A 21,979-nucleotide genomic window follows, 5' to 3' on the forward strand; every position below is an offset into this window, starting at 1 on the left:
GAGAGGCACATGCTTGGCGCCCGAACCTATTTACGGATCTCCGTCGAGGTCAAAGCGATGGAGAGCTATGTGTGGAGCCTTCACGCGTCCCGACGGGACCTTCGCATCCTCGTCACCGTGTCAGGCCAGCAGTGACAGCAGAAGTGTCATCAGCAGTCCGCAGACACTCACGAGTGTCTGGATGACGGTGTGCGACTTGGTGGCCTGGCCGAGTGTCATCCCGAAGGACTCCTTGACCAGCCAGAACCCCGCGTGGTTCACGTAGTTGAGGCCCACGGAACCGGCACCGATGGCGACGACGAGCAGCGAGACGGTCAGGCTCGACTCGGTGGCGGCCATCGGGGCGAGGACGCCGGTGGCGGCAACGATGCCCACGGTCGCGGAGCCGGTCGAGAACGACAGCAGCAGCGCCAACAGCCAGCCGAGCACAAGGACGTTGAGGTGTGCGCCCGAGGCGGCCGACTCCACCGCCTTGCCGATGCCGGAGTCCTCCAGGACCTGATTGAACGCGCCGCCGCCCGCGATGATCAGCAGGATGCCGGCCACGGACCGCAGGCTCTCGCCCAGGGAGTCGCGGATCGCCTCGCCGCCCGCCCCGCTGGGCAGCGCCACGACGAACAGCGCGAAGAGCAGGCCGAAGAACATCGCGACGACCGGCGAACCGGTCAGGGCGAGGGTGTGCCGCAGCCCCGCGGGCAGCGCGGGCACGAGGTCGGCGACGGTGTTCAGGAGCATCAGGACGACCGGGACGAGGACCGCGGCGACCGCCCAGCCGGTGGGCACACCGCGGCGCGTCCGGCCGGACTCCGTGGTGTCCCCGTGGGTGTCCGCGTCGTCGGAGCGGTCACCGGTGAACTGGGCGACGAGCGTGCGGTCGGGCCTGACGTCGAGGCGCGGCGCGATCCACCGGCCGTAGACGGGGCCCGCGAGAACGACCGTGGGTATCGCGCACATCAGGCCGACGCCGATGGTCAGTCCGAGGTTGGCGTGCAGACCGCTCACTCCGATCAGCGGTCCCGGATGCGGGGGCACCATGCCGTGCAGGGTGCACAGGGCGGCGATCGCCGGGGCCGCGAGGGCCACGTACGGGGAGCCCTTGACGTCGTGGTCGTCGCGCAGCCGCCGCGCCACGCTGAAGATCAGCGGCAGCAGCACGATCAGCCCGACCTCGAAGAACATCGGGATCCCGATGACGAAGGCCGCGCCGGCCATGTACCAGGGCAGTGACCGTCGGCCGGCCCGGTGGACGATGAGCCGGGCGATGCGGTCGGTGGCTCCGGAGTCGGACAGCAGCCGGCCCAGCATCGCTCCGAAGGCGAGGGTGACACCGACGTCGCCAAGGATGGAGCCCGCGCCCGTTTCCAGGGACTCGGCGATCTTCTCCGCGGGTTCACCGGCGGCGACGGCCGCGGCGAGCGAGACCAGCGTCAGGGCCAGGAAGGGGTGGAGGCGCAGCCGCGTATTGATGAGCGCGATCAGCGCGACGATGGACAGGACCAGGATGGCCAGGAGGCCCCAGGTGTGCGTGGTCACCGGCGGCCTCCGCGGGTGCTGTCACGCAGGCCGTCCCTGGCCTCTGCGGTCGGTGCTGTCATGGGGAACTCCTGGTCGGGGCGGCTCGGACAGGATGGCTCGGGGTACGTGTGCAGGGGGGTGGTGGGGGGATGGGCCGGGCGAACGTATCCCGCGCCGATCCGCGCCGAACAGGTTGCGCGCGCAAGCCGCGAAACCCGCCTTGTGCGGGTTCTGCTCATTGAGTGCACGCACGGACCGGGGTCCCTGACGGGCCCGCGGGAGGCGGCGGATACCGTCGCGACGTGAAGTTCTCCAGGCCGGTGCGGTGGCGAAGACGGCGACTGCGACTGCGCACCCAGGTACTGCTGTTGCAGAGCGCGGTCGTCGCGCTCGCCCTCACGGCCGCCTTCGGGGCCTTCGCATACGTCAACGATCAGCACGTCGAGCGCGAATACCAGCTGCGGGCGCTCGGGGTGGCCCGTACCGTCGCCGCGAATCCGGTGGTCCGTGCGCAGGCGGCCCGCTACTCGGTGTCCGCCGACGGGCGCCGCCGGGCCCGCGCGGAGCAGGACGTCGCCGCCCTCGCCGAAGGACCGGTGCAGGCGCTGGCCCAGGCCGCGCGGGCGCGCACCGGGTCCCTGTTCGTGGTGGTCACCGACGATCGCGGTGTCCGCCTCGCCCACCCGCAGAAGAGCCAGCTCGGGCGCATGGTGAGCACCGACCCGTCCCGCGCGCTGGCCGGGCACGAGGTGCTCGACCACGACCGCGCGCACCTCGGCGAGGAGATCGTGGCGAAGGTCCCCGTCTACGCCCCGCACAGCCGCCGTGTGGTGGGCGAGGCGAACGCGGGGGTCGCCGCGAGCCATGTGCACGACCAGGTGGTCCGCGTCCTCCTTGTCGGTCTGGCCTGCCTGACGCTGGCGCTGCTCGTCGGCGTACTGGCCTCGGCTGCGCTCGCCCGGCGGTGGCGGCGGCTGACCCTCGGCCTGGAGCCGGAGGAGCTGGTGGGTCTCGTGCAGGAGCAGGAGGCGGTGCTGCACGGCATCGGCGACGGGGTGCTGGCCCTCGACGCGCGGGAGCGGGTGACGGTCGTCAATGACGAGGCGCGGCGGCTGCTCGCGGTGGACGGCCCGGCGGGCGCGCCGGTGGCCGAATGGGGGCTCCCTCCACGGGTGTTGGCGGTGGCGCGTGCGGCCAGGTCGGACGGCGGGAGCGGTGAGCCGGTGGTGACCACGGCGGGCGAACGGGTCCTCGTGGTGTCGGCCCGGCGGGTGCGCCGCGCCGACCGTGACCTGGGCACGCTCGTCACGGTCAAGGACCGTACGGACGTCGAGTCGCTGACCCGGCAGCTGGACGCGGTGCAGGCGATGGGTTCGGCGCTGCGGGCCCAGCGCCACGAGTTCGGCAACCGGCTGCACGTGGTGGCCGGCCTGGTCCACGGCGGCCATCTGGCGCAGGCGGCACGCTACTTGGAGGAACTGACCGGCACGGGTTCGGCGTCGGTGTCCCTGCCCGGCCTGGACGCGGTGGACGACGACTACCTGCGCACCTTCCTGCGCGCGAAGGCCGCGCAGGCGCGCGAGAAGGGCGTGGAGCTGGTGCTCGGGGAGGGCACCTGGGTCGACTCCCCCGTCACCGAACCCGTGGATGTCACCACGGTCCTCGGCAATCTGCTGGACAACGCGGTGCACGCGGCGGGCGAGGGTGGGCGCCCGGCGCGTCAGGTCGAGGTGGAGCTGATGACCCAGGACACGACGCTGGTGATCACCGTGGCGGACAGCGGCGACGGTGTTCCCGCGGACCGCGCCGAGGCCGTCTTCGAGGAGGGCTTCTCCACGAAGGAGGGTGGCTCGGTGCCCGGCGGCCGTGGTGTCGGCCTGGCTCTGGTGCGGCAGATCGCGCGTGGCCGGGGCGGTGAGGTCGAGTTGGTGGCACCGGGCGGAGACCTCGGTGGCGCCATGTTCGTAGCGCGGCTGCCGGACGTACTGAAGGAGACATGGTGAACGCACGTCCCACGCTGTCGGTGCTGGTCGTGGACGACGACTTCCACGTGGCGGACCTGCACGCCTCGCACGTGGCGCAGGCCCCGGGATTCACGGTGGTGGCCACCGCGCGGTCGGCCGAGCAGGCGCGCGAGGTCGTCCGGGAGCAGCCGGTCGACCTGGCGCTGGTGGACGTGTACCTCCCGGACGGGTCCGGCGTGGACCTGGTCCGTGAACTGCCCTGCGACTGCTTCGTGTTGAGCGCGGCGACGGAGGGGCGGACCGTGCGTGCGGCGCTGTCGGCCGGCACGCTGGCCTACCTCGCGAAGCCGTTCCCGCCGCAGCGCCTGATCGACCGCCTGCGCGGCTACGCCCGCTACCGCCGCACGCTGGACTCCCCGCACGTCGACCAGGACACGATCGACGAGGCGGTGGCCGCGCTCTCGGCCCCGCCGCCGCGCCGCGACCGCCCCACGGGCGCGCACGCGGCGACCCGGCAACTGGTCCTGACCACCGTGCGCCAGGCCGACACCGCCCGGTCCGCGGCGGAGGTGGGCCTCGCCATCGGCATCTCCCGCGCCACGGCGCAACGCCACCTCGCGGGCCTGTGCACGGACGGGCTGCTGCGCATGCGACTGCGGTACGGGGCGACGGGCCGACCGGAGCAGGAGTACCGCCCGGCGGGCTGAACCGCGCCCGCCGTCTCAGCGGCTCCGCCGCAGTGCCCCCTCCGCACCGGCACCCAGCACCCCGAGCAGCGCCAGCGTTTCGGCATCGTGGGAGCCGGGTGGGGCGCTGTACAGGACGAGGTGCTGGTCGCGGTCGGTGAGGGCGAGTGCGTCGCAGTCGACGGTGACCTTGCCGACGACCGGATGGTCGAAGGTCTTGGTGAGGGTCGGCGCGGCCTGTACGTCGCGCAGCTCCCACAGTTGGGCGAACTCGGTGCTGCCGTCGCGCAGTTCGGCCACAAGGCCGGTGACCGCGGGGTCCTCCGGGTAGCGGGCGAGGGCGGAGCGCAGCTCCATGACGACGTGGTGGCGGAACTCCGCGGCATCGGAGATCCCGTACAGAGGCTCCTCGGGGTGCCGCGGTCCGAGGAAGGCGCGCCGCGCCAAGTTGCGCTCCTCCGGGGAGAGTTGGCCGTAGTCCTCCATGAGCGCGGCCGCGAGGTCGTTCCAGGCGAGGACCTCGAAGACGGCGGACGTCACGAAAGCGGCCGTCTGCGGGAGCCTTTCGAGGAGGGCGAGGATGCTCGGGCGGACGTCGCGCCGATGGCGTCGGCTCCGGTGCGGCGCGGTGCCCGCGAGGACGTGGAGGTGGTCGGACTCGGCGTCGGTGAGGCGCAGCGCGCTCGCGATCCCGGCGAGCACCTCGCCGGAGGGGCGGGGCGCGCGGCCCTGTTCGAGCCGGACGTAGTACTCGGTGGAGATGTGCGCGAGGACCGCGACCTCCTCGCGGCGCAGTCCCGGTGTCCGGCGCCGGGCGCCCGCCGGGAGGCCGACGTCCCGCGGCCGGAGCCGTTCGCGACGGCTGCGGAGGAACGCGCCGAGTTCCTGTTTGTCCATGCCTCCAGTGTGCCCGCGCGGCGGCCGCGCATCCTGGTACCGGTTGTGCCTGTACCGGGGACGCGGACCCCGCCGACACTCCCCTCATGACGAACGACACGACGCATGACACGACCAGTCGGACAACTGGTGGCGCGGCCGCCCGTACGACGCACCACACGCCGCACCCGCCCATCGGCCTGCTCACGGGCAAGGTCGTCTTCATCACCGGCGCGAGCCGCGGCATCGGGGCGGAAGCGGCCCGCCTCTTCGCCCGCGAGGGCGCCGCCGTCGTCCTCGCCTCGCGCGGCACCGACGCGCTGCGGCGCCTCGTCGAGGAGATCCGCGCGGAGGGCGGCACCGCCGACGCCGTCGCCCTGGACCTGGCCGACCGCGCCGGCATCCGGGCCGCGGTGGACCACGTCGGCGAGGTGCACGGGCGCCTGGACGGCGCGTTCAACAACGGCGCGGCGATCCAGCGGCCCGGCCCGCTGGACACCACCGGCGACGAGGACATCGACGTGCAGTTCGCCGTCAACTTCCGTGCGCACTGGACCGCCATGAACGCCGAGGCCGCACTCATGCGGCGCGGCGGGGGCGGGTCGATCGTCAACACGTCGAGCATCGGCAGCCGCCGCGCGAACCCCGCGCTGCCCGCCTACGGCGCCATGAAGCGGGCGCTGAACAGCATCACCGAGACCGCGGCGGTGAGTTGGGCTCCGGACGGCATCCGGGTCAACGGGCTCACTCCCGGCGGCACCGCGACCGAGATGATCGACACCTGGGAGGAGGCGACCCCCGGCATCGTCGAACAGATCAAGGGGGCGATCCCTCTCGGCCGGATGGCCGAGCCCCGCGAGGTCGCCGAGGCGGCGGCATGGCTGCTCAGCGACCGGGCGTCGATGGTGACGGGGGCGGTGTTGCCGGTGGACGGCGGGGCGGGCGCCTGAGGGCCTACCCGTCGGCCCACGCGCGCCCGCCCGGCGTCGGGCCGTGGCGGCGGGCGAGGGACTCGCGGGCGGCCTGACGGGGTTGGCGGCGGCGCCAGTACGGGTTGTCGTGCGGGAGGCCGGCCGACACCCGGCCGTACCTGCCGAAGCTGGCCACCAGGAGCCCCATCACGAAGCTGAACACGACGTTCGACATGCCGAAGCCCAGGAAGTTGGCGGGACGGTCCAGGACGAAGAGGTGGTAGAAGCCGCTGAGGACGGGGCCCACGACGACCGGGATAGCGTCCCTCCCGCGACGAAGTGGGTACTCCGTCCGTTGGTGACACGTCTTCCGACGGTGGAGGCCGAACGGTTGCACCGGGATCCAAACGGCTTGATGGGCCGCGTCGGCGCATCCGGTGTGCGGCGCCGTCGCGAAACATGGGTGGCATTCCGGCGGAACACGCCCGGGAGCGCGAGCGAGGAGACACCCGCATGACGGACCACCACTGGCTCTTCGGCGACCAGCTGGGGCCGCACCACCTCAGCGGTCTGGGCGAGGTGCCCGTGGTGATGATCGAGGCACGTTCGGTGTTCCGCCGTCGCCGCTTCCACCGGGCCAAGGCACACCTGGTGCTGTCCGCGATGCGCCACCGGGCCGCGGAACTCGGCGACCGGGCCCGGTACGTGCGGGCCGAGACGTACGCGGAGGGGCTGCGGGAGGCGGTGCCGGACGGCGGGCAGGTGACCGTGAGTCATCCGACCTCGTACGCGGCGCTGCGGCTGGTGAAGTCGTTGGATTCGGTGCACGTGCTGCCCGCGCGGGGATTCCTCGTGCCGCGGGGCGAGTTCCGCGCGTGGGCCGACGGGCACGGCGGACGGCAGCTGCGGCAGGAGGACTTCTACCGGTGGGTGCGGCGCTCGCACGAACTGCTGATGGACGGCGACCAGCCGGCGGGCGGGCGCTGGAACCACGACCACGACAACCGCGAGCCCCCGCCCGAGGGGGCCCGCACCCTGGGTGCCCCGGCGCCGTACCGGCCGCGCGAGGACGAGATCGACGAGGACTACCGCCACCGCAACGCGCTGCGGCACCACGAGCCGCTGCCCGACTGGTTCCTGGAACTGGACGCCGACGCCGTACAGGCACGCTGTCTGGCCACGACGCTGGCCCAGGTCCGGGACACCGGCTGGACCCACCACATACCGCGCCTGATGCTGCTGGGCAGCCACGCGCTCCAGCGGGGCTGGGACCCGGAAGCAGTCACGGACTGGTTCCACCGCTGCTTCGTCGACGGCTACGACTGGGTGATGGTGCCCAATGTCGTCGGCATGTCGCAGTACGCCGACGGCGGCCGCATGACGACGAAGCCGTACACGTCGGGCGGCGCCTACGTGAACCGGATGAGCGATCTGTGCAAGGGGTGCGCGTACCGGCCCGGTGACCGCACGGGCGACCGGGCCTGCCCGTTCACCGCCGGGTACTGGGCGTTCCTGCACCGCCACCGGGCCCGCCTGGAGCGCAATCCGCGAATGGCGCAGCCGGTCCGCGGGCTCGACCGGCTGGCCGACCTGGACGAGCTGCTGCGCGACGAACGGGAGCGCGGTGACGCGGCTCCGTGACCCGCTGCGTGACCTGCGGCGCGGCTCAGTGCCGCAGGTCGTGCAGCACCTCGCGGGCGGCCCGGGCGCCGGAGGCGAGCGCGCCCTGCACCGAGCCGGTGGCCCGGTGGTCGCCGCACACGTACCGGCCCGGTGTCACGCGGGTGGTGCGGGTCAGCGGCTGCGGCGGGGTCATGGCGGGCAGCGCGTCCTCGACGGTGCGCTGGGTGAGCAGGTCCCAGCCGTCGGTGCCGGTGCCGTACGCCTCGCCCGCCGCGGCCCGGACCGCGCGCTCCCGGCCCGCCGTGTTCCGGCCGAGCACCGAGGTGGCCACGAGGGCGAGGCCGGGCGGCGCGTACTCGGGCACGACGTCGCTGAGCACACACGTGTTCAGGAAGCGGCGCCGGTTGTCGACGAGGAGGGTCGGCTCGCCGAGCGGGGACCGCGGGGCGACGTGGTAGTACGTCGTCACCACGCGGGTCTCCGGCGTGCTGACGTCGGGCAGCAGCCCGGCGACGGCGCCGGGTCCAGTGGCCACGACGACGGCCCGCGCGGGGATCTCGTCTCCTTCGACGGTGAGCACTCCGGCGTCGGTGAGCCCGGCGACGGGTGACTCCAGCCGTACGACGTACGGGGGCAGGGCGGCCGAGAGGGCCCGCGGGAGCGCGCCGACGCCGGCGGCGGGCAGACACAGCGTGCCGCGTAGCATGCTCCGCCACACCAGGTGGAAGAACCGGGCGGACGTCTCCAGCTCGTCCTCCAGGAAGACCCCGGACAGGAACGGGCGGAAGAACCGCTCGACGAGTTCGTCCGAGATCCCGGCGTCCGCCAGCGCGGTACGCGTGGTGGTGTCGGCGGACCGCTTCAGCCGCCGGGGAGGCGCCAGCATGTCGCGGGCGGACAGCGCGGCGAGGGCGGCCAGGTCGCGGGGTCCGGCGAAGCGGCCCGGCAGCAGGTCGGGCAGGGTGCGCGGGCGGCGGCTGGGGTCGCTGAACCGGAGCCGGCCCGCGGGCCCGTGGACCAGGACGCCTGCGGTGAAGGGCCGCAGACGGAGCTTGCGCAGTGGCAGCCTGCGCCGCACCTGCGGGTAGGAGGTGTTGCAGACCTGGAAGCCGCGGTCGACCACGAATCCGTCGACCTCGTCCGAGCGCATCCTGCCGCCCACTTCGTCGCCCGCTTCGAGGACCTGCACGTCGACACCGGCCGCCGCCAGATCCCGCGCGCAGGCGAGTCCGGCGACACCGGCTCCGACCACGAGGACGTCCGCCCGGTCCTGGGCTGCGGACGTGCGACCTCCGGGTGCGCCGGTCGCTGACATGCGACCACCTCTTCCGTCCTTCGGCGCGGCTGTTCCGCCCGTACCGGAGTGTTCCGCGAAAGGGACGCCGACGGATGCGCCGCGCTCGCGGGGACCGGTGTCACCGTCCGCGCAACGCGGCCAGGGCGTCGCCGAGGGTGGCCGGATACGTGGCACCCGCGACCGCCGCGCCCCGCCAGCCAGGGCCGCCGAGCTGGATGACGGGCTTCTGGCGTGCGCCCTTCAGTCCCCAGCCCACGCGCATGAGGTGCTCGGCGAGCGGCGCTCCGGCGGAGGAGCGCGACTGGGCCCAGAGCATCACGGCCGTGGGTCCTGTGCGGTGCACGGCCTCGGCGAGGGCGTCGGCGGGGACGGCGGCGCCGAGCATCCGTACCGGGCGGCCTTTCACGGCGAGGGCCGCGTGCATCGCCTCCAGCGGGAGGGTGTGCTGTTCGCCGGGGGTGCAGGCGAGGAGGACGGGCGGGCCCTCGCGGCGGACCGGGCGGCGATCGAGGAAGGGGGCGCAGCGCAGGGCTGTGGACACGTGCCAGGACAGGAAGTGCTCGACCTCCACGTAGCGGTCTCCGGCGGTCTCCCACTTGCGGCCGACGGCATGCAGCGTCGGCATCATGAGTTCTTCCCAGGTGGCGACAACGCCGTGGGCGCGCAGGAAAGCGTGCAGGCGGTCCTCGACGGTGTCGGCGTCGAGCCGCAGTGCGGCGCGGGCCAGTCCGCGGCACTCGGGGTGCACCATGCCGAGGGCGAGTCCGGCGCGGTCGGCGGCAGGCGCGCTGCCGCCGCCTTCCGCGTCGTGCGCGGTAACCGGCTCGTCGGAGGGGATCGCGGCGGCGGGGTTCGCGCCGCTCTTGACGAGGCGCGCGGCCTCACCGGGCGGCACCCCTTGCGCGGTCAGCCGGCACATCGCTTCCAGCATGGCGACGTCGTCCGGGGACCAGCGCCGGTGTCGGCCCTCGCTCCTGCGGGCGGGCCCCAGGCCGTAGCGCCGGTCCCAGGAGCGCAGGGTGGTGGGCGATACGCCGAGACGCCGGGCGACCGTTCCGGAGGTGAGTCCGGCACCGTCGGCCGCTCCGTCGGCGGTGTCCACCCGCTCGCCGTGCGCCTGCCGCTCCATATACGCACCTTATCGTTGCGAGAGCAATGCGCCGTCAATCTCCGTATGGCGGCTCCTTTGCCCACGCACGGGCGCATCCAACCGCGCGCTTCGCACGGAAACAGGGGTGAGTGCCGCGGGACAGTGCCGCTCCGCCCCGGCTCCCACGCCCGACGAAAGCGCGAGGTCCGCCATGCCTCCCCCGTCCATGCCGCCCCGTGACCGTCATCCTCCGGTCGAGGATCTCGCGCTCGCGACGCTGGCCCAGGATGCGGCGCCCCTCGACACCGAGCATGTGCTCGGGTGTCGTGTCTGCCTTGCGACGCTCGGGATCCTGGCGCGGGTGGCGCGGGCCGCGAGATCGGGACCCGCCCCTCCGACCGCACCCCCCGCCTCGACCTGGCAGGGGATTCGTCGCAGGTTGTGAGGCTCTCCCGGGTTTCCGACAAGCCGACGGACCGCCATATCGATGCAACTACGGTGCAAGTCGAGCCCTGCCTCTTTTGCCAGGACAGTGAACCCGGCAGCCGACGGCGAAAGGACCGGGCCATGTCTGTCCTCCTGACCATGACGGAAGCCGCAGCGCCGGGCGCGGCCTCCGGAGAGCGATGCGTGGAGCTTTCCGACGACGAACTCGCCACGGAGCTCCTGCGTGGCAGCGAGGCGGGACTCGAAGGCGTCTACCGCCGCTGGGCGACCCTGGTGCACACGCTTGCCCACCGCTCGCTCGGCGATGCGCGCGAGGCCGAGGACGTGACCCAGCAGGTCTTCCTCGCGGCATGGCACGGCCGGCGCAACTTCGACCCCCGGCGCGGCCGGCTGGCCGGCTGGCTCGTCGGCATCACCCGCCGCAAGGTGGCCGATGCCCTCAGCGCGCGCACCCGCCGCACGGAACTGCTCGGCGCCGCCGGGGCCGAGCTGGCCGTCCAGCGCCCCTCGCAGGAGCAGGACGTCCAGCGGGTGCTCGACCAGGTCGTCGTCACGCACGAACTGGAACAACTGCCCCCGGCTCAGCGCCGGGTCCTGGAGCTGACGTTCTACGACGACCTGACCCAGACCCAGATCGCGGAACTCACGGGCTGGCCGCTCGGCACGGTCAAGAGCCACGCGCGGCGCGGACTGCTGCGGCTGCGGGACCAGCTCGTGCGCAGCGACGGGACGTGAGCCGCGAACCGACAGGCCCCTGGGACACCACAAAGGCCGCAGGGCCGAGACGCGCTCGGCCCTGCGGCGGGTGCTTCGGGTGACTCCGCAGGCTCAGCCCCCTTCGGCGGGCAGGAGTCGCACGCGACGTTCCGCAATCTTCTCTACCGCCGCGCGGGTGTAGGCGAGCGGGAAGTACGCGCCCTCCAGCCACGGTTCGGCGAGGTCGCGATAGTGCGGGTCGGCCGGGTTGCCGGACTGGCCGGGGGTGTTCACCGCGACCGAGGAGTCCCAGTCGCCGACGTCCATGACGACCCGGAACGACGGCCCGCTGGTGTGCAGGAAGTCGCTGGTGCGGTACGTCGCCGCGTTGACCGTGTCCGGGGATCCGCCGCTCGGTATCGGGCCGACGTCGAAGCGGGCCCGGTCGGCCTCGTCGAGGGCGGCCGACGCCGGGTGCTGGAAGAGGCTGTGGTGCAGCTTGCCCCACTGCCAGGTCCGCTCGTCGTCGCCCAGGAGCTTGCGCGTCTCGGCGTAGGCCTCCCCGAGGGTGTCGAGCAGCAGCCGGTCGCGGGCCGCCTCGTCCTTCAGCCACCGGCCGGGCTTCTCCAGCTCGCCGAGGAGTACGAGGGTGTCGGCGTCCTCGATCAGCTCGGCGGCCTTCGGCACCGCGGCCCGTACGAAGCCGAGGCCCAGGTGCCTGGAGAGCCACACCTCGAACAGGGCCGCCGCGGCGGAGTCGGTCGATTCGACGGCGTCCCAGTCACCCAGCAGGCGCAGCGCGCGACGGCGGTCGGGTTCGCTGCTCCGCAGCCGGGCCAGGAGGGCGGTCAACCGACGTGCAGGGATGGAGAGTTGGTCGTGTTGCAGCTTCTTCGAGTCGGCGACGGTGTGCCGGTGCTGCTTCGAGAGGACTTCCACGATCCGCTGGTGCCGGAAGGGGTTGGTCCACTCGTAGCCGAGCCCCATGTCCTGGTACTCGGGCGGCAGGTTGAACTGGTTGGCGGTGGCGATGAAGCCGGCGGCCGGGTTGAGGGTGCGCGGCAGGTCGTCGCCCGAGTGGAAGCCGTCCCACTCGCAGCGGCCGTCGCCCGGCACCGGGAGGAGCCCGTCGTATCCGACGCGCTTGGGTGCGAGGCCGCCGGGGACCCAGCCGATGTTGCCGTCGACGTCGGCGTAGACCTGGTTCTCCGTCGGGGCGCCCCAGTTGCGCATGGCCTCGGTGAACTCGCGGTAGTTGCGGGCCCGCATGTAGGCGACGCTGCCGAAGTACGGTGACGTGCCCGGCTCCAGCCACGCGGTGCGCACCGCGTAGGCCAGGTTGTGCTCCTCGTCGACGTGGATCACGGGACCGTGCCGGGTGAAGGTCAGCTCGGCGGGTTGGCCGTCGCCCTGGCCCGCGACGGGGATCCGCTCGCGCAGCACCTTCATCGGCTCCCAGTCGCCCTGGTAGCGGTAGCGCGTGCGGTCGTCCGGGTCCAACTCGTAGACGTACAGGTCCTCCTGGTCCATCGGGAAGATGGTCAGGCCGAAGGCGACGGTGCCGTTGTGTCCGATGGAGATGCCGGGGAGGGCGGGCTCCCCCGCGCCGATGACATCGAGGCCGGGGGCGCTCAGGTGCGCGAGGTAGCGCAGGGACGGCGCCGAGTAGGAGCGGTGCGGGTCGTTGGCGAGGATCGGGCGGCCGGTGGCCGTGCGCCGTCCGGCGATCACCCAGTTGTTGCTGCCCTCGGTGGTGGCGTCGCGCACCACCGCCGGTCGGACCGCTCCTTCCTTGAACTCGACTTCCTGGGTGGCGAGTTCGAATACCTTCAGCACGTCGTCGGGGAGCACGCACGGGTCGAAGCCGTCCGGCACGGTCGCCCTGTGGTCCGGTTGCAGCCCCTGGCGCACCAGGTCGGCGTCCACCCCGGCGGCGCAGGCGACCTGGGCGCGCTTGACCTCGCTGGTCAGGTTGCGGGTCAGGCCGTGGCTGCGGATGCGGACGACGTCCTCGGGCTCCCAGCGGGCCGGCCGGTAGCCGAGGAGGCCGAATTCCTCGGGGAGTTGGTCGGGGTGGGCGTCAAGCCACTCCACGTACGCGTTGATCCCGGCGGTGAACTGCGTCGCGATGCGCCGTGCGTCCTCGGCGTAGCGCGCCCACTCGACGTCCATGTCGCCCCGGTACAGGAACAGGCGGGTGGCCCGGTCCTGCGCCACGTAGTCGGGCCCCAGGACACCGGAGAGTTCGCCGAGTCCCCGCCTGCGCCACAGGTCGATCTGGAAGAGGCGCTCGCGGGCGGCGTTGAAGCCCTGGGCGAGGAAGACGTCGTGCTCGTTGTCGGCGTAGATGTGCGGTACGCCGTAGCGGTCCTCGATCAGCTCGACCGGGGCCCGCAGGCCCGGTATCCGGTAGTCGCCCGGCCCGGCCGATGCCGCGCCCGCCTGCGGTGCGCCCACGACATCGGCCATCACGCCGACTCCGGACACGCCCACCGCCGTCGCGGCCAGTACCTGCCGTCTGGAGAACCGCCCCTGCCCGGCATTCGCCACACCAACCTCCTCGTCGGTCAACTGCTCGGCACACCACCGCGCGTCGGCACGCGGAAGGTCCCTCACACGGACGGGCACGAGGTTAGGAGGAAGCGGAACGCAGGACGAGGGGCGCGTCGTTTCGTTCATATTGACCGTGGGCGCGGCCGGGCGCCCCGGGCGTACTGACGCGGCGTTCAGTCCAGCGGCGCGTGGTTCGCCCAGGCGACCTTGTACGGGTAGCGGGCCTTCCAGCGGTGGATCAGCTCCTCCGCGCCGGGGGCGGCAAACGCCGCGCCAAGCGCGTCCACGTCCGCGACGCCGAACTGCACGACCGCCGTGGCGATCATCGCGGGGATGGCCTCCTCGCCGGGAACCGGAATGTGCCGGCGGGTGGCGCACGTCTGGACGTGGCCCGAGTCGAGCATGAGCTCTTCGATGTCCTGAAGGAATTGGTCGAGGTCGGCGTCCGGGATCGGGCCGTCAAAGGATACGAGCATCGTGTGGTGAATCATGCGGCCATCGAACCAGGACCGGGAGCAGCGCGTCCAAGACCTGCTCGGCCTCGAACGATAACCTGGAGGCATGGCTGAACTGGAGACACGGGAGATCGAGTACGTCGTGGCCGTCGCCGAGGAGCTGCACTTCGGCCGCGCCGCCCAGCGCCTCGCGATCGCGCAGCCCGCCCTGTCGAAGGCGGTCCAGCGCGTGGAGAGGCGGCTCGGCGTCACGCTCTTCGTCCGCTCCAGCCGCCAGGTCGCGCTGACACCCGCCGGCGAGGCACTGCTGCGGGACGGGCGGTACGCGCTGGACGCGGTGGCCGCGGCCGCGGAGCGGGCCCGCCGGGCCGCGGAGTCAAGGACGCGGCTGCGGCTCGTGCTCAAGCCGGGCGGTGACGCCGACCTGCTGTCCGTGATGCTGGCCGCGTACGCCGCGGGGTCCGACGCGCGCCGGGTCGAGATCGTGTTCAGCGGGCCCGCCGACCGCGCGGAACAGCTGCGGGACGGCCGGGCCGACGTGGGACTCCTGTATCTGCCGTTCGACGACCTGGAGGGCCTGGACCACGAGACGCTCCGCGTCGAGGAGCGCGTCGCGGTCCTCCCCGCGGACCACCGGCTGGCCACCCGCGAGTCGGTGCGGCTCGCCGACCTGAAGGACGAGCCGATGCCGCGCTGGAAGGGGGTGCCCGGGGTCGGTGGCGACGGCGGGCCAGGACCCGAGGTGCGGGATGTCGCGCAGCTGATCCCGTTGGTGGCGGTCGGCAGGGCCGTGGCCGTCCTGCCCCGCTCCCTCGTGCACCCGGTCCCGCCGGGCGTGGTGTGCGTACCGGTGACGGATGCTCCTGAGAGCCGACTGGTGCTTGCGTGGCCGGCCCGGGCGGGGCATCCGCTCGTACGGGCCTTCGTGACAGCGGCGGTCGGGGCGGCCACGGGACGCGGGTGACGGGGCGCGAGCAGGCGAGTGCCCAACTCGGCAGCGGCGGCGCCCCGCCTTGGTACGCCAGGCCGCACCCGTGGTAGACCGAAGCCCCCGCCGCGACCGATCCGGAGGTCCTCATGCGCCGACTCGCCGTCTTCCTCGCCTCGTCCAGTGGCATCGACCCGGCCCACACCGAACTGGCCGCCGCCGTAGGGGCGGAGCTGGCCCGGCGCGGGATCGGGCTCGTCTACGGCGGCGGCCGCCGCGGTCTGATGGGCGCCATCGCGGACAGCGCGCTGAAGGCCGGTGGCGAGGTCATCGGTGTCATGCCGCGCAGCATGGTCGAGCGGGAGTGGGCACACGAGGGTGTGACCGAGCTGCTCATGTGCGATTCGATGCACGAGCGCAAGGCGCTGATGGCCGATCAGGCGGACGCCTTCGTCGCCCTGCCCGGGGGCCTGGGCACGCTCGAGGAGATCTTCGAAGTGTGGTCCTGGCGCCAACTCGGCTTCCACGCCAAGCCCGTCGGCTTCCTGGACGCCGGTGGCTTCTGGTCACCGTTGCTGGGCGCCCTGCGCGGCATCGCGGACTCCGGCCTGCTTCCCGCGGCCACGCTGGACGACCTCGCCGTGGCTCCCGACCTGCCGGGCCTGCTGGCGGCGCTGGAGGAGCGGCTCCGAACCATTCCGGAGCCCGCGCACGGAGAACGCCTGCGCTAGTACTGCAACGGTTCTCGGCGCCGTCCGCTACCGTGCGATCGATGACCACCTCTTCGACGCACGCCATCGGCCCGGACTTCAACACCCCCATCGAGAAGCGGTACTTCGAGGACTACGTCCCCGGATCGACGTACACCTACGGCAGCATCACGGTCACGGAGCAGGCCATCCTCCGTTTCGCCGGGGAGTTCGACCCGCAGGACATCCACACCGACCCCGTGGCCGCCGCCACGGGCCCCTTCGGCGGGCTCATCGCGAGCGGCTGGCACACCGCCTCGGTGATGATGCGCCTGTACGCCGACCACTACGTCAGCAAGGTCGCGAGCCTGGCCTCGCCCGGCATCGACGAGCTGCGCTGGACCCGCCCGGTCCGCCCCGGCGACAGCCTCTCGATCCGCACCACGGTCCGCTCGGCCCGCCCCTCGCGCAGCAAGCCCGACCGGGGGCTCGTCCACACCGATGTCGAGGTCCTCGACCAGCACGGCGAAACCGTACTGACCCTGACCGCCATGAATCTGCTGCTCCGCCGCGACCAGCAGTGATGCGGTGACGGGGGCGGACGCCCGGTGGCGATCACCGTCAATCACCTGATAGGCAATGATGGTGACGTTACGTCAGGGAACGACGCGAACGGGCGGGGCGGCGGCGGTCGTCACCGTACTCGCCCTGCTGATGACGACGGCGTGCGGGGACAGCGACTCGGACGACGCGGGCAGCGGCGGCGAGGACACCCAAGTCAGCGTCGCCGCACTGCCGTTGACGGACTCCGCCGCGCTGTACATCGCCCGCGACCGCGGGCTGTTCAAGAAGGAGGGTCTTGACGTCCGCATCCAGCCCGTGCAGCAGAGTATCCAGGCGCTGCCCGCCCTGTCCAAGGGGCAGGTCGACGTGATCGCGAGCGCGAACTACGTGACCTTCCTTCAGGCCCAGGAGAAGGGCACGCTCGACGTGCGCATCCTCGCGGAGGGTGTGCGGACGGCTCCGCACATGATGGACGTCCTGGTGCCCAAGGACTCCCCCATCAAGAGCGCCGACGATCTCAAGGGCAAGAAGGTCGCCGTCAACATCCTCAACAACATCCAGACCCTGACGCTCGACGCGATCCTGGACGAGCGGGGTGCCGGCCGGCCCGCGTACCGGCAGATCGCGTTCCCGCAGATGGGGGCCGCCCTGGAGAAGGGCCAGGTCGACGCGGTGCATGTCGTCGAGCCCTTCGACGGCGCGATCCAGCACGACCTGAAGGCCAAGGTCCTCGTCGACGGCGCCGCGAGCCCCGTCGAGTCGCTGCCCATCAGCGGGTACGTCACCACCGCCAAGTACGCGAAGCAGAACCCGGACACCGCCGCCAAGTTCAAGCGTGCCATCGAGGCCGCTTCGAAGATCGCCGACGCGGATCCGGCCGCCGTGCGCAAGGTGGTGCCCACCTACAGCAAGGTCAAGTCCGCGCAGGCCGAGTCGATGGGGCTGCCCGCGTATCCGCCGAGCACCGATGTGCGGCAGCTGCGCCGCCTCACCGAACTCATGCACAAGCAGGGGCTGTTGAAGAAGGCCGTCGACCCGTCGACACTCGTCGTCAAGTGACCGGGCGCGGCCGCCGGGATGCCGGGCTCGGCCTCCTCGGCGCGCTGCTGGCCTTCGGTGTGTGCGAGGCGGTGTCCCGCGCGGGGATCGTGCGGCGCGAGTATCTGCCGCCCGCGTCCGACGTCCTGGCCCGTGCCGTCGAGCTCGCGGGCGACTCCGTGTTCCTCGACGGGGTCGGCGCCACGCTGCGCGCCTGGGTGCTCGGGCTCGCTCTCGCGTGTGCGATCGCGGTGCCGGCCGGGCTGCTGCTCGGGAGCGTGCCCGTGCTCGACGCCGCGGTGCGGGCCATCGTGGAATTCCTGCGGCCGCTGCCGTCGGTGGCGCTGATCCCACTGGTGTCGCTGCTGCTCGGCTCCGGCACCGAAACGGAGGTCGCGCTCGTCACGTATGCCTCGGTGTGGCCGATCCTGTTCAACACGATGTACGGCCTCGGGGAGAGCGAGCCGCTGGTCAAGGACACGCTGCGCGCCTTCGGCTTCGGCCGGGCCGCGGTGCTGCTGCGCGTCGAACTGGTCGGCGCGGCGCCGTTCATCGCCGCGGGCATCCGGATCTCGGCGGCCGTCGCGCTCGTCGTGGCCGTCGCCACGGAGCTCCTGTCCGGGTTCGGCGAGGGCCTCGGCATCTTCATCGCCCAGGCGCAACAGGCCACGGACGGCAACCGGGACGTGCTTGCCGGCGTGGTGTGGGCGGGCGCCATCGGCCTGCTGATCAACGACATACTCGTGCGGTGCGAACGACGGCTGTTCCCGTGGACGCCGGAACGGCAGGCGGTGCGGACGTGACACGGACGGCCGAGACACCAACACGAGCCCCACGCACGATAGTTGCACGCCTCCGCACCGGCACCCTGCTCCGCTGGCCCGTCCTGGCCGTCGCCGTCGCGCTCTGGGAGGTGGCCGCCCGCGCGCACGGCAGTGTCTTCTTCCCACCTCCGTCACGCATCGCGCACCACGCCTACGACCTGTGGTTCTCGGGCCCGGTCTCCCATGTCTTCCTCACCGACGCCGCGTTCGACACCATCGGCCCGAGCCTCGGCCGGATGGCCGCCGGGTTCCTGCTCGCGGCCGTCGCCGGGATCGTGCTCGGGGTGGCGATCGGCCGCTCCCGGCGGGTGTACGCGCTGTGCGATCCGGTGCTGCAGTTCGCGCGGGCCGTCCCGCCGCCCGCCCTGGTCCCGGTCTTCGTCGTGGTCCTCGACCTCGGTACGCCGATGCAGATCACGTCGATCGTGTTCAGCGCCGTGTGGCCGGTGCTCGTGAACACGGCGGAGGGCGCCCGCAACACGGACCCGCTGCGCCTGGAGGTCGCCGCCGCCCTGCGCCTCACGACAGCCGAACGCCTCTGGTACGTCATCGTGCCGTCCGCGCTCCCCCGCATCTTCGCCGGGCTGCGGCTCAGCCTGTCGCTCGCCCTGATCCTCATGGTGTTCTCGGAGCTGCTGCCCGGCACGGAGAACGGGATCGGCTTCGTCCTCACCGACGCCCAGTCCCGCTCGGACCTGCTCACCGTGTGGGCGGCCCTGGCCCTGCTCGGCGTCCTCGGGTATCTGCTCAACACCGGCCTGCTGGCCATCGAGAAGCGCGTGCTCGGCACGGGGAGGACGGCATGACGACACACCTCGGAGACGAGGAAGGACGCAGCGAGGACGGCCCCCACCTGCTGCGCCTCACCGGCATCAGCCAGTCGTACGGCTCCCATCGCGTCCTGCACGACGTGTCACTGACCGTTCCGAGCGGCCAACTCCTGTGTGTCGTGGGCCCGTCGGGCTGTGGCAAGTCGACATTGCTGCGCACGATCGCGGGGCTGCTCCCCGCACAGGAGGGCACGATCACGGTCGACGGGGCACCGGTCACCGGAGTGCCCGACCGGCTCGCGATCGTTTTCCAGGACTACGGCCGCTCCCTGCTGCCCTGGCTCACGGTGCGCGACAACGTGGCGCTGCCGCTGCGCCGCCAGGGCCTGGGCCGCGCGGAACGGCGGGCCGCGGCCGAGCGCATCCTGGAACGCGTCGGCCTTGCGGCCTCGGCCCGCCGCCACCCCTGGCAGCTCTCCGGCGGCATGCAGCAGCGGGTCGCCATCGCCCGCGCGCTGGTGGTCCGCCCCTCGCTTCTCCTCATGGACGAGCCCTTCGGCTCGCTCGACGCGCAGACCCGCGAGGACCTGGAGGACCTGCTCCTGGACGTCCACCGCAGCGACGGAGCCACCATCGTGTTCGTCACGCACGACATCGACGAGAGTGTCTACGTCGGCGACCGCGTGGTCGCCCTCTCACCCGCCCCCGACTCCGGCATCGCGCTCGACCTGCCGGTCCGGCTCCCCGTGGAACGCGACCAGATCGCCACCCGGGGGCTGCCGGAGTTCGTGAAGCTGCGGGCCGACGTGGGGCGGACGGTCAGGTCGCCGGGCCTCAGCTGAAGGGGACGGCGTCGGCGCGGTCGGCGTGCCAGTTGGTGGCTTCCGGCCGGTCCACGACAGCGGTGTCGGGAAGCTTGAGCGAGACGGGGTCGATGCCGGTATCCCCGACGGAGACGATGATCTGCCCGAACTCCACGCCACCGTCGCTGTTGGTGCTCTTGGGGTTGACACCCGCGTAGGCCTTGGTGGCACCGGAGAGCTTCACCGTGTCACTGACGGCCTGCTCGTTGGGCCCGGCGTGGCTGTCGGGCGAGGACCCGAAAGCGACGTCGGCGGTCTTGCCCTCCAGGTAGCAGGTGATGCCCGGCTTGGCCTTCGCGGTGAGCAGGTAGTAGCCGCCGGCCTGGGACTCGACGCCGACGGTGAAGTCCAGGTCGTTGGTCCCGCAGGACTGCCCGACCCGCTCCTTCGTGCCGGTGGCGGTGGCGCCCGCGCCGGCCTTGCTGTCGGTACCGGCCTCGGCCTCCGTCCCGTCCGCGACCTTCGAACCGGCCTCGGAGCCGCGCTTGACATCGGCCCCGGCCTCGGCCTTCGCCCCGCTGGAACTGCTGTGCTTGCCACTGTCCTTCTCCGCGGCCCCCGAGGAACAAGCAGTGGCGGCCACCGACAGGGACACCGCGGCGAGCGCGGTCAGAACGAGACGGCCGGAACGATTGGCGAGACGTACGGACATGGAACTGCTCCCCCGTGTGACGGACTGTCGACTGGTCAAGTCGTTGTGCCATGACCCTACGTGGGCGGTCATCATCGCCCGATCATGGACCTGTCCGGGTTGTGTAACACGGTGACTTCGCCTCCCTCACTTCCCCCGGCACCCCTTCGCGGGGTCGAATGAGGAATTGATCTCGGACGAGGAACCAACCCGTGGAGGCGGACTCATGACGGACACACGCAAGCGGCTGCGGGACATTCTGGGGGAGCGGTCGGCGGTGCTCGCGCCTGGCGTGTACGACGGGTTGTCGGCGTCGCTGACGGCGGGTGCCGGATTCCGCGTCGCCTATATGTCGGGCGCGGCCGTGGCCGCCGCGAACGGGCTGCCGGACATCGGGCTCGCCACGCAGACCGAGATGGTGCGTCAGGCGGGGCTGCTCGCCGGGGTGTTGGACATCCCGGTGATCGCCGACGCGGACACCGGGTTCGGCGACATCACGCACACGTACCGGACCGTCCAGCTCTACGAGGCCGCCGGGGTCGCCGCGATCCAGCTGGAGGACCAGGAGTTCCCCAAGCGCTGCGGACACCTCGACGAGAAACGCGTGGTGGACGCCGGGGAGTTCGCCGCGAAGATCGAGGCGGCGGCCGAGGCGCGCCGCGATCCGGACACCGTGCTCATCGCCCGCACCGACTGCCGCGCCACGCACGGCTTCGACGAGGCCGTGCGCCGGGTCAACCGGTACGTCGAGGCGGGTGCGGACATGGTGTTCGTCGAGGCGCCGCAGACGCTGGAGGAGGTGCGGCGGGTACCGTCGGAGGTCGACGCGCCCGCCCTGTTCAACCTCGTGCCCGGTGGCAAGACACCGGATGCGGGGCTCGACGTGCTGCGCGAAGCCGGTTACGCGCTGGTCATCATGCCCCTCCTCAACGTCGGCAGCGCCGCGGCCGCGATGCGCGCCGCGCTGGCCCGCGCGGCGACGGGCGACCTCGACACCGAGGGTCAGTTGCCGGTGCGCGGCTTGTTCGACTCCGTCGGCCTCGGGTTCTGGGAGGACCTGCGGGGCGGGTACGACAAGGGGGCGGGGCCCCGCGACTGACAGGCCCGGTTCAGCTCATCGGGCGGGCGGGGTCACCACAAGGCGTCGCACACCCGCAGGCTCCCGGTGTCCACGCACCCGGCACCGTTGACGATCTCCTCATTCCAGGACCGACGTCCACGCCTTGCCGTCGACCGCCGACGCGAAGGCGAGCAGCGGCAGGACAAGGTCGGTCAGCAGCAGCGACGCCGCCTGTTCGAGCCGGTGCCCGGTCACGACGCCCAGCCGCAGCGCGTACGCCGCGACCCCGGTGCCGAGCCGAGGGCGGGTTCGGTGAGCAGCATGCCGATGAGCACGTCCGCCCAGTTGCCCAGCTCCACCCCGACGAACACGTCACGGGCGGGCTCGCCTCCGCCCACCGTACAGGCGACCTAGGGCCTGTCGTGGGGGGGGGGGGGGGGGGGCGGGGGCGGCGGGAGAACCACAACCCCCCAACAACGCGGGGGGGGGGGGGGGGCCC

At 72.4% G+C, this 21,979-nt stretch carries 21 protein-coding genes and 1 pseudogene; 13 read left to right on the forward strand and 9 right to left on the reverse strand.

Going from position 1 to position 21,979, the window contains the following annotated elements:
* Nucleotides 1-120 precede the first annotated feature (120 nt).
* The gene (locus ACIA8D_RS07350; RefSeq protein WP_399229580.1) at nt 121-1,533 is read right to left on the reverse strand and encodes a GntP family permease; all 1,413 of its coding nucleotides are present in this window, start codon (nt 1,531-1,533) and stop codon (nt 121-123) included.
* 284 nt (nt 1,534-1,817) lie between these two features.
* On the opposite strand from ACIA8D_RS07350, the gene ACIA8D_RS07355 reads away from it, so the two are divergent.
* Together ACIA8D_RS07355 and ACIA8D_RS07360 are read left to right on the forward strand one after the other, a co-directional pair.
* Nucleotides 1,818-3,518: an ATP-binding protein gene (locus ACIA8D_RS07355; protein ID WP_399229582.1), complete on the forward strand. Its 1,701-nt coding sequence runs from the start codon at nt 1,818-1,820 to the stop codon at nt 3,516-3,518.
* Entirely contained in the window at nt 3,515-4,186 is a 672-nt protein-coding gene (locus ACIA8D_RS07360) for a response regulator (RefSeq protein ID WP_399229584.1), read from the forward strand. Before ACIA8D_RS07355 ends, ACIA8D_RS07360 begins: the two co-directional genes overlap by 4 nt.
* A gap of 15 nt (nt 4,187-4,201) precedes the next feature.
* Here ACIA8D_RS07360 and ACIA8D_RS07365 read toward each other — a convergent pair whose 3' ends face one another.
* Complete coding sequence (locus ACIA8D_RS07365) at nt 4,202-5,062, reverse strand: helix-turn-helix transcriptional regulator (RefSeq protein ID WP_399229586.1); 861 nt, start codon at nt 5,060-5,062, stop codon at nt 4,202-4,204.
* 86 nt (nt 5,063-5,148) lie between these two features.
* On the opposite strand from ACIA8D_RS07365, the gene ACIA8D_RS07370 reads away from it, so the two are divergent.
* On the forward strand, nt 5,149-5,991 hold the full coding sequence (locus ACIA8D_RS07370; protein WP_399229588.1) for an SDR family NAD(P)-dependent oxidoreductase: 843 nt from the start codon (nt 5,149-5,151) through the stop codon (nt 5,989-5,991).
* A gap of 4 nt (nt 5,992-5,995) precedes the next feature.
* Here the strand turns inward: ACIA8D_RS07370 and ACIA8D_RS07375 are convergent.
* A pseudogene (locus ACIA8D_RS07375) lies at nt 5,996-6,250 on the reverse strand (DUF4383 domain-containing protein); the annotation flags it as partial.
* 215 nt (nt 6,251-6,465) lie between these two features.
* Here ACIA8D_RS07375 and ACIA8D_RS07380 point away from each other — a divergent pair.
* Nucleotides 6,466-7,593 (forward strand): cryptochrome/photolyase family protein, encoded by a 1,128-nt coding sequence (locus ACIA8D_RS07380; RefSeq protein ID WP_399229590.1) that lies wholly within the window; start codon nt 6,466-6,468, stop codon nt 7,591-7,593.
* Between the two features lie 25 nt (nt 7,594-7,618).
* On the opposite strand, the gene ACIA8D_RS07385 is transcribed toward ACIA8D_RS07380, so the two are convergent.
* The gene (locus tag ACIA8D_RS07385; protein ID WP_399229592.1) at nt 7,619-8,890 is read right to left on the reverse strand and encodes an NAD(P)/FAD-dependent oxidoreductase; all 1,272 of its coding nucleotides are present in this window, start codon (nt 8,888-8,890) and stop codon (nt 7,619-7,621) included.
* A 100-nt stretch (nt 8,891-8,990) separates the two neighbouring features.
* Nucleotides 8,991-10,001, reverse strand: coding sequence for a MerR family transcriptional regulator (locus ACIA8D_RS07390; RefSeq protein ID WP_399229594.1), 1,011 nt, complete (start codon nt 9,999-10,001; stop codon nt 8,991-8,993).
* Between the two features lie 528 nt (nt 10,002-10,529).
* On the opposite strand from ACIA8D_RS07390, the gene ACIA8D_RS07395 reads away from it, so the two are divergent.
* On the forward strand, nt 10,530-11,144 hold the full coding sequence (locus ACIA8D_RS07395; protein WP_399229596.1) for a sigma-70 family RNA polymerase sigma factor: 615 nt from the start codon (nt 10,530-10,532) through the stop codon (nt 11,142-11,144).
* A 93-nt stretch (nt 11,145-11,237) separates the two neighbouring features.
* Here the strand turns inward: ACIA8D_RS07395 and ACIA8D_RS07400 are convergent, their stop codons facing one another.
* The gene (locus ACIA8D_RS07400) at nt 11,238-13,655 is read right to left on the reverse strand and encodes a penicillin acylase family protein (protein ID WP_399229598.1); all 2,418 of its coding nucleotides are present in this window, start codon (nt 13,653-13,655) and stop codon (nt 11,238-11,240) included.
* 176 nt (nt 13,656-13,831) lie between these two features.
* The gene (locus tag ACIA8D_RS07405; protein WP_399229600.1) at nt 13,832-14,149 is read right to left on the reverse strand and encodes a hypothetical protein; all 318 of its coding nucleotides are present in this window, start codon (nt 14,147-14,149) and stop codon (nt 13,832-13,834) included.
* Nucleotides 14,150-14,219: 70 nt separating this feature from the next.
* Between ACIA8D_RS07405 and ACIA8D_RS07410 the strand changes: the two genes are divergently transcribed.
* The 7 genes from ACIA8D_RS07410 to ACIA8D_RS07440 all read left to right on the forward strand — a co-directional run bounded on the left by ACIA8D_RS07410 (nt 14,220) and on the right by ACIA8D_RS07440 (nt 19,768).
* Nucleotides 14,220-15,077, forward strand: coding sequence for a LysR family transcriptional regulator (locus ACIA8D_RS07410; protein ID WP_399229602.1), 858 nt, complete (start codon nt 14,220-14,222; stop codon nt 15,075-15,077).
* Between the two features lie 113 nt (nt 15,078-15,190).
* Entirely contained in the window at nt 15,191-15,772 is a 582-nt protein-coding gene (locus ACIA8D_RS07415; RefSeq protein ID WP_399229604.1) for a TIGR00730 family Rossman fold protein, read from the forward strand.
* 41 nt (nt 15,773-15,813) lie between these two features.
* Nucleotides 15,814-16,314 carry a MaoC family dehydratase gene (locus ACIA8D_RS07420; RefSeq protein ID WP_399229606.1) on the forward strand — a complete coding sequence of 167 codons (501 nt, stop codon included), beginning with the start codon at nt 15,814-15,816 and terminating at the stop codon, nt 16,312-16,314.
* 58 nt (nt 16,315-16,372) lie between these two features.
* The gene (locus ACIA8D_RS07425) at nt 16,373-17,353 is read left to right on the forward strand and encodes an ABC transporter substrate-binding protein (protein ID WP_399229608.1); all 981 of its coding nucleotides are present in this window, start codon (nt 16,373-16,375) and stop codon (nt 17,351-17,353) included.
* Nucleotides 17,350-18,135, forward strand: coding sequence for an ABC transporter permease (locus ACIA8D_RS07430; RefSeq protein ID WP_399229610.1), 786 nt, complete (start codon nt 17,350-17,352; stop codon nt 18,133-18,135). Before ACIA8D_RS07425 ends, ACIA8D_RS07430 begins: the two co-directional genes overlap by 4 nt.
* A complete protein-coding gene (locus ACIA8D_RS07435) occupies nt 18,132-18,962 on the forward strand; it encodes an ABC transporter permease (RefSeq protein ID WP_399229612.1) in 831 nt (276 codons plus the stop codon). The genes ACIA8D_RS07430 and ACIA8D_RS07435 overlap by 4 nt, the downstream gene beginning before the upstream one ends.
* Before the next feature lie 47 nt (nt 18,963-19,009).
* Nucleotides 19,010-19,768, forward strand: coding sequence for an ABC transporter ATP-binding protein (locus ACIA8D_RS07440; protein WP_399229685.1), 759 nt, complete (start codon nt 19,010-19,012; stop codon nt 19,766-19,768).
* Here the strand turns inward: ACIA8D_RS07440 and ACIA8D_RS07445 are convergent.
* Nucleotides 19,761-20,441 carry a DUF4232 domain-containing protein gene (locus ACIA8D_RS07445; protein ID WP_399229614.1) on the reverse strand — a complete coding sequence of 227 codons (681 nt, stop codon included), beginning with the start codon at nt 20,439-20,441 and terminating at the stop codon, nt 19,761-19,763. The genes ACIA8D_RS07440 and ACIA8D_RS07445 overlap by 8 nt on opposite strands.
* A gap of 205 nt (nt 20,442-20,646) precedes the next feature.
* Between ACIA8D_RS07445 and ACIA8D_RS07450 the strand changes: the two genes are divergently transcribed.
* Nucleotides 20,647-21,519, forward strand: a complete 873-nt coding sequence (locus ACIA8D_RS07450; RefSeq protein ID WP_399229616.1) for an oxaloacetate decarboxylase — start codon at nt 20,647-20,649, stop codon at nt 21,517-21,519.
* Nucleotides 21,520-21,731: 212 nt separating this feature from the next.
* Here ACIA8D_RS07450 and ACIA8D_RS07455 read toward each other — a convergent pair whose 3' ends face one another.
* The gene (locus ACIA8D_RS07455; protein ID WP_399229617.1) at nt 21,732-21,878 is read right to left on the reverse strand and encodes a hypothetical protein; all 147 of its coding nucleotides are present in this window, start codon (nt 21,876-21,878) and stop codon (nt 21,732-21,734) included.
* Between the last annotated feature and the right edge of the window lie 101 nt (nt 21,879-21,979).

Origin of the sequence: Streptomyces sp. NPDC051684 (genome assembly GCF_044453445.1) — a bacterium.
Taxonomy (GTDB): Bacteria; Actinomycetota; Actinomycetes; order Streptomycetales; family Streptomycetaceae; genus Streptomyces.

What these genes read in the sequence shown, in the direction of transcription:
- ACIA8D_RS07420 (WP_399229606.1), top strand. Translation starts at nt 15,814, where the DNA reads ATGACCACCTCTTCGACGCACGCCATCGGCCCGGACTTCAACACCCCC.
- ACIA8D_RS07390 (WP_399229594.1), bottom strand. Translation starts at nt 10,001, where the DNA reads ATGGAGCGGCAGGCGCACGGCGAGCGGGTGGACACCGCCGACGGAGCG.
- ACIA8D_RS07365 (WP_399229586.1), bottom strand. Translation starts at nt 5,062, where the DNA reads ATGGACAAACAGGAACTCGGCGCGTTCCTCCGCAGCCGTCGCGAACGG.
- ACIA8D_RS07405 (WP_399229600.1), bottom strand. Translation starts at nt 14,149, where the DNA reads ATGATTCACCACACGATGCTCGTATCCTTTGACGGCCCGATCCCGGAC.
- ACIA8D_RS07450 (WP_399229616.1), top strand. Translation starts at nt 20,647, where the DNA reads ATGACGGACACACGCAAGCGGCTGCGGGACATTCTGGGGGAGCGGTCG.
- ACIA8D_RS07385 (WP_399229592.1), bottom strand. Translation starts at nt 8,890, where the DNA reads ATGTCAGCGACCGGCGCACCCGGAGGTCGCACGTCCGCAGCCCAGGAC.
- ACIA8D_RS07410 (WP_399229602.1), top strand. Translation starts at nt 14,220, where the DNA reads ATGGCTGAACTGGAGACACGGGAGATCGAGTACGTCGTGGCCGTCGCC.
- ACIA8D_RS07380 (WP_399229590.1), top strand. Translation starts at nt 6,466, where the DNA reads ATGACGGACCACCACTGGCTCTTCGGCGACCAGCTGGGGCCGCACCAC.
- ACIA8D_RS07370 (WP_399229588.1), top strand. Translation starts at nt 5,149, where the DNA reads ATGACGAACGACACGACGCATGACACGACCAGTCGGACAACTGGTGGC.
- ACIA8D_RS07415 (WP_399229604.1), top strand. Translation starts at nt 15,191, where the DNA reads ATGCGCCGACTCGCCGTCTTCCTCGCCTCGTCCAGTGGCATCGACCCG.
- ACIA8D_RS07445 (WP_399229614.1), bottom strand. Translation starts at nt 20,441, where the DNA reads ATGTCCGTACGTCTCGCCAATCGTTCCGGCCGTCTCGTTCTGACCGCG.
- ACIA8D_RS07395 (WP_399229596.1), top strand. Translation starts at nt 10,530, where the DNA reads ATGTCTGTCCTCCTGACCATGACGGAAGCCGCAGCGCCGGGCGCGGCC.
- ACIA8D_RS07425 (WP_399229608.1), top strand. Translation starts at nt 16,373, where the DNA reads ATGGTGACGTTACGTCAGGGAACGACGCGAACGGGCGGGGCGGCGGCG.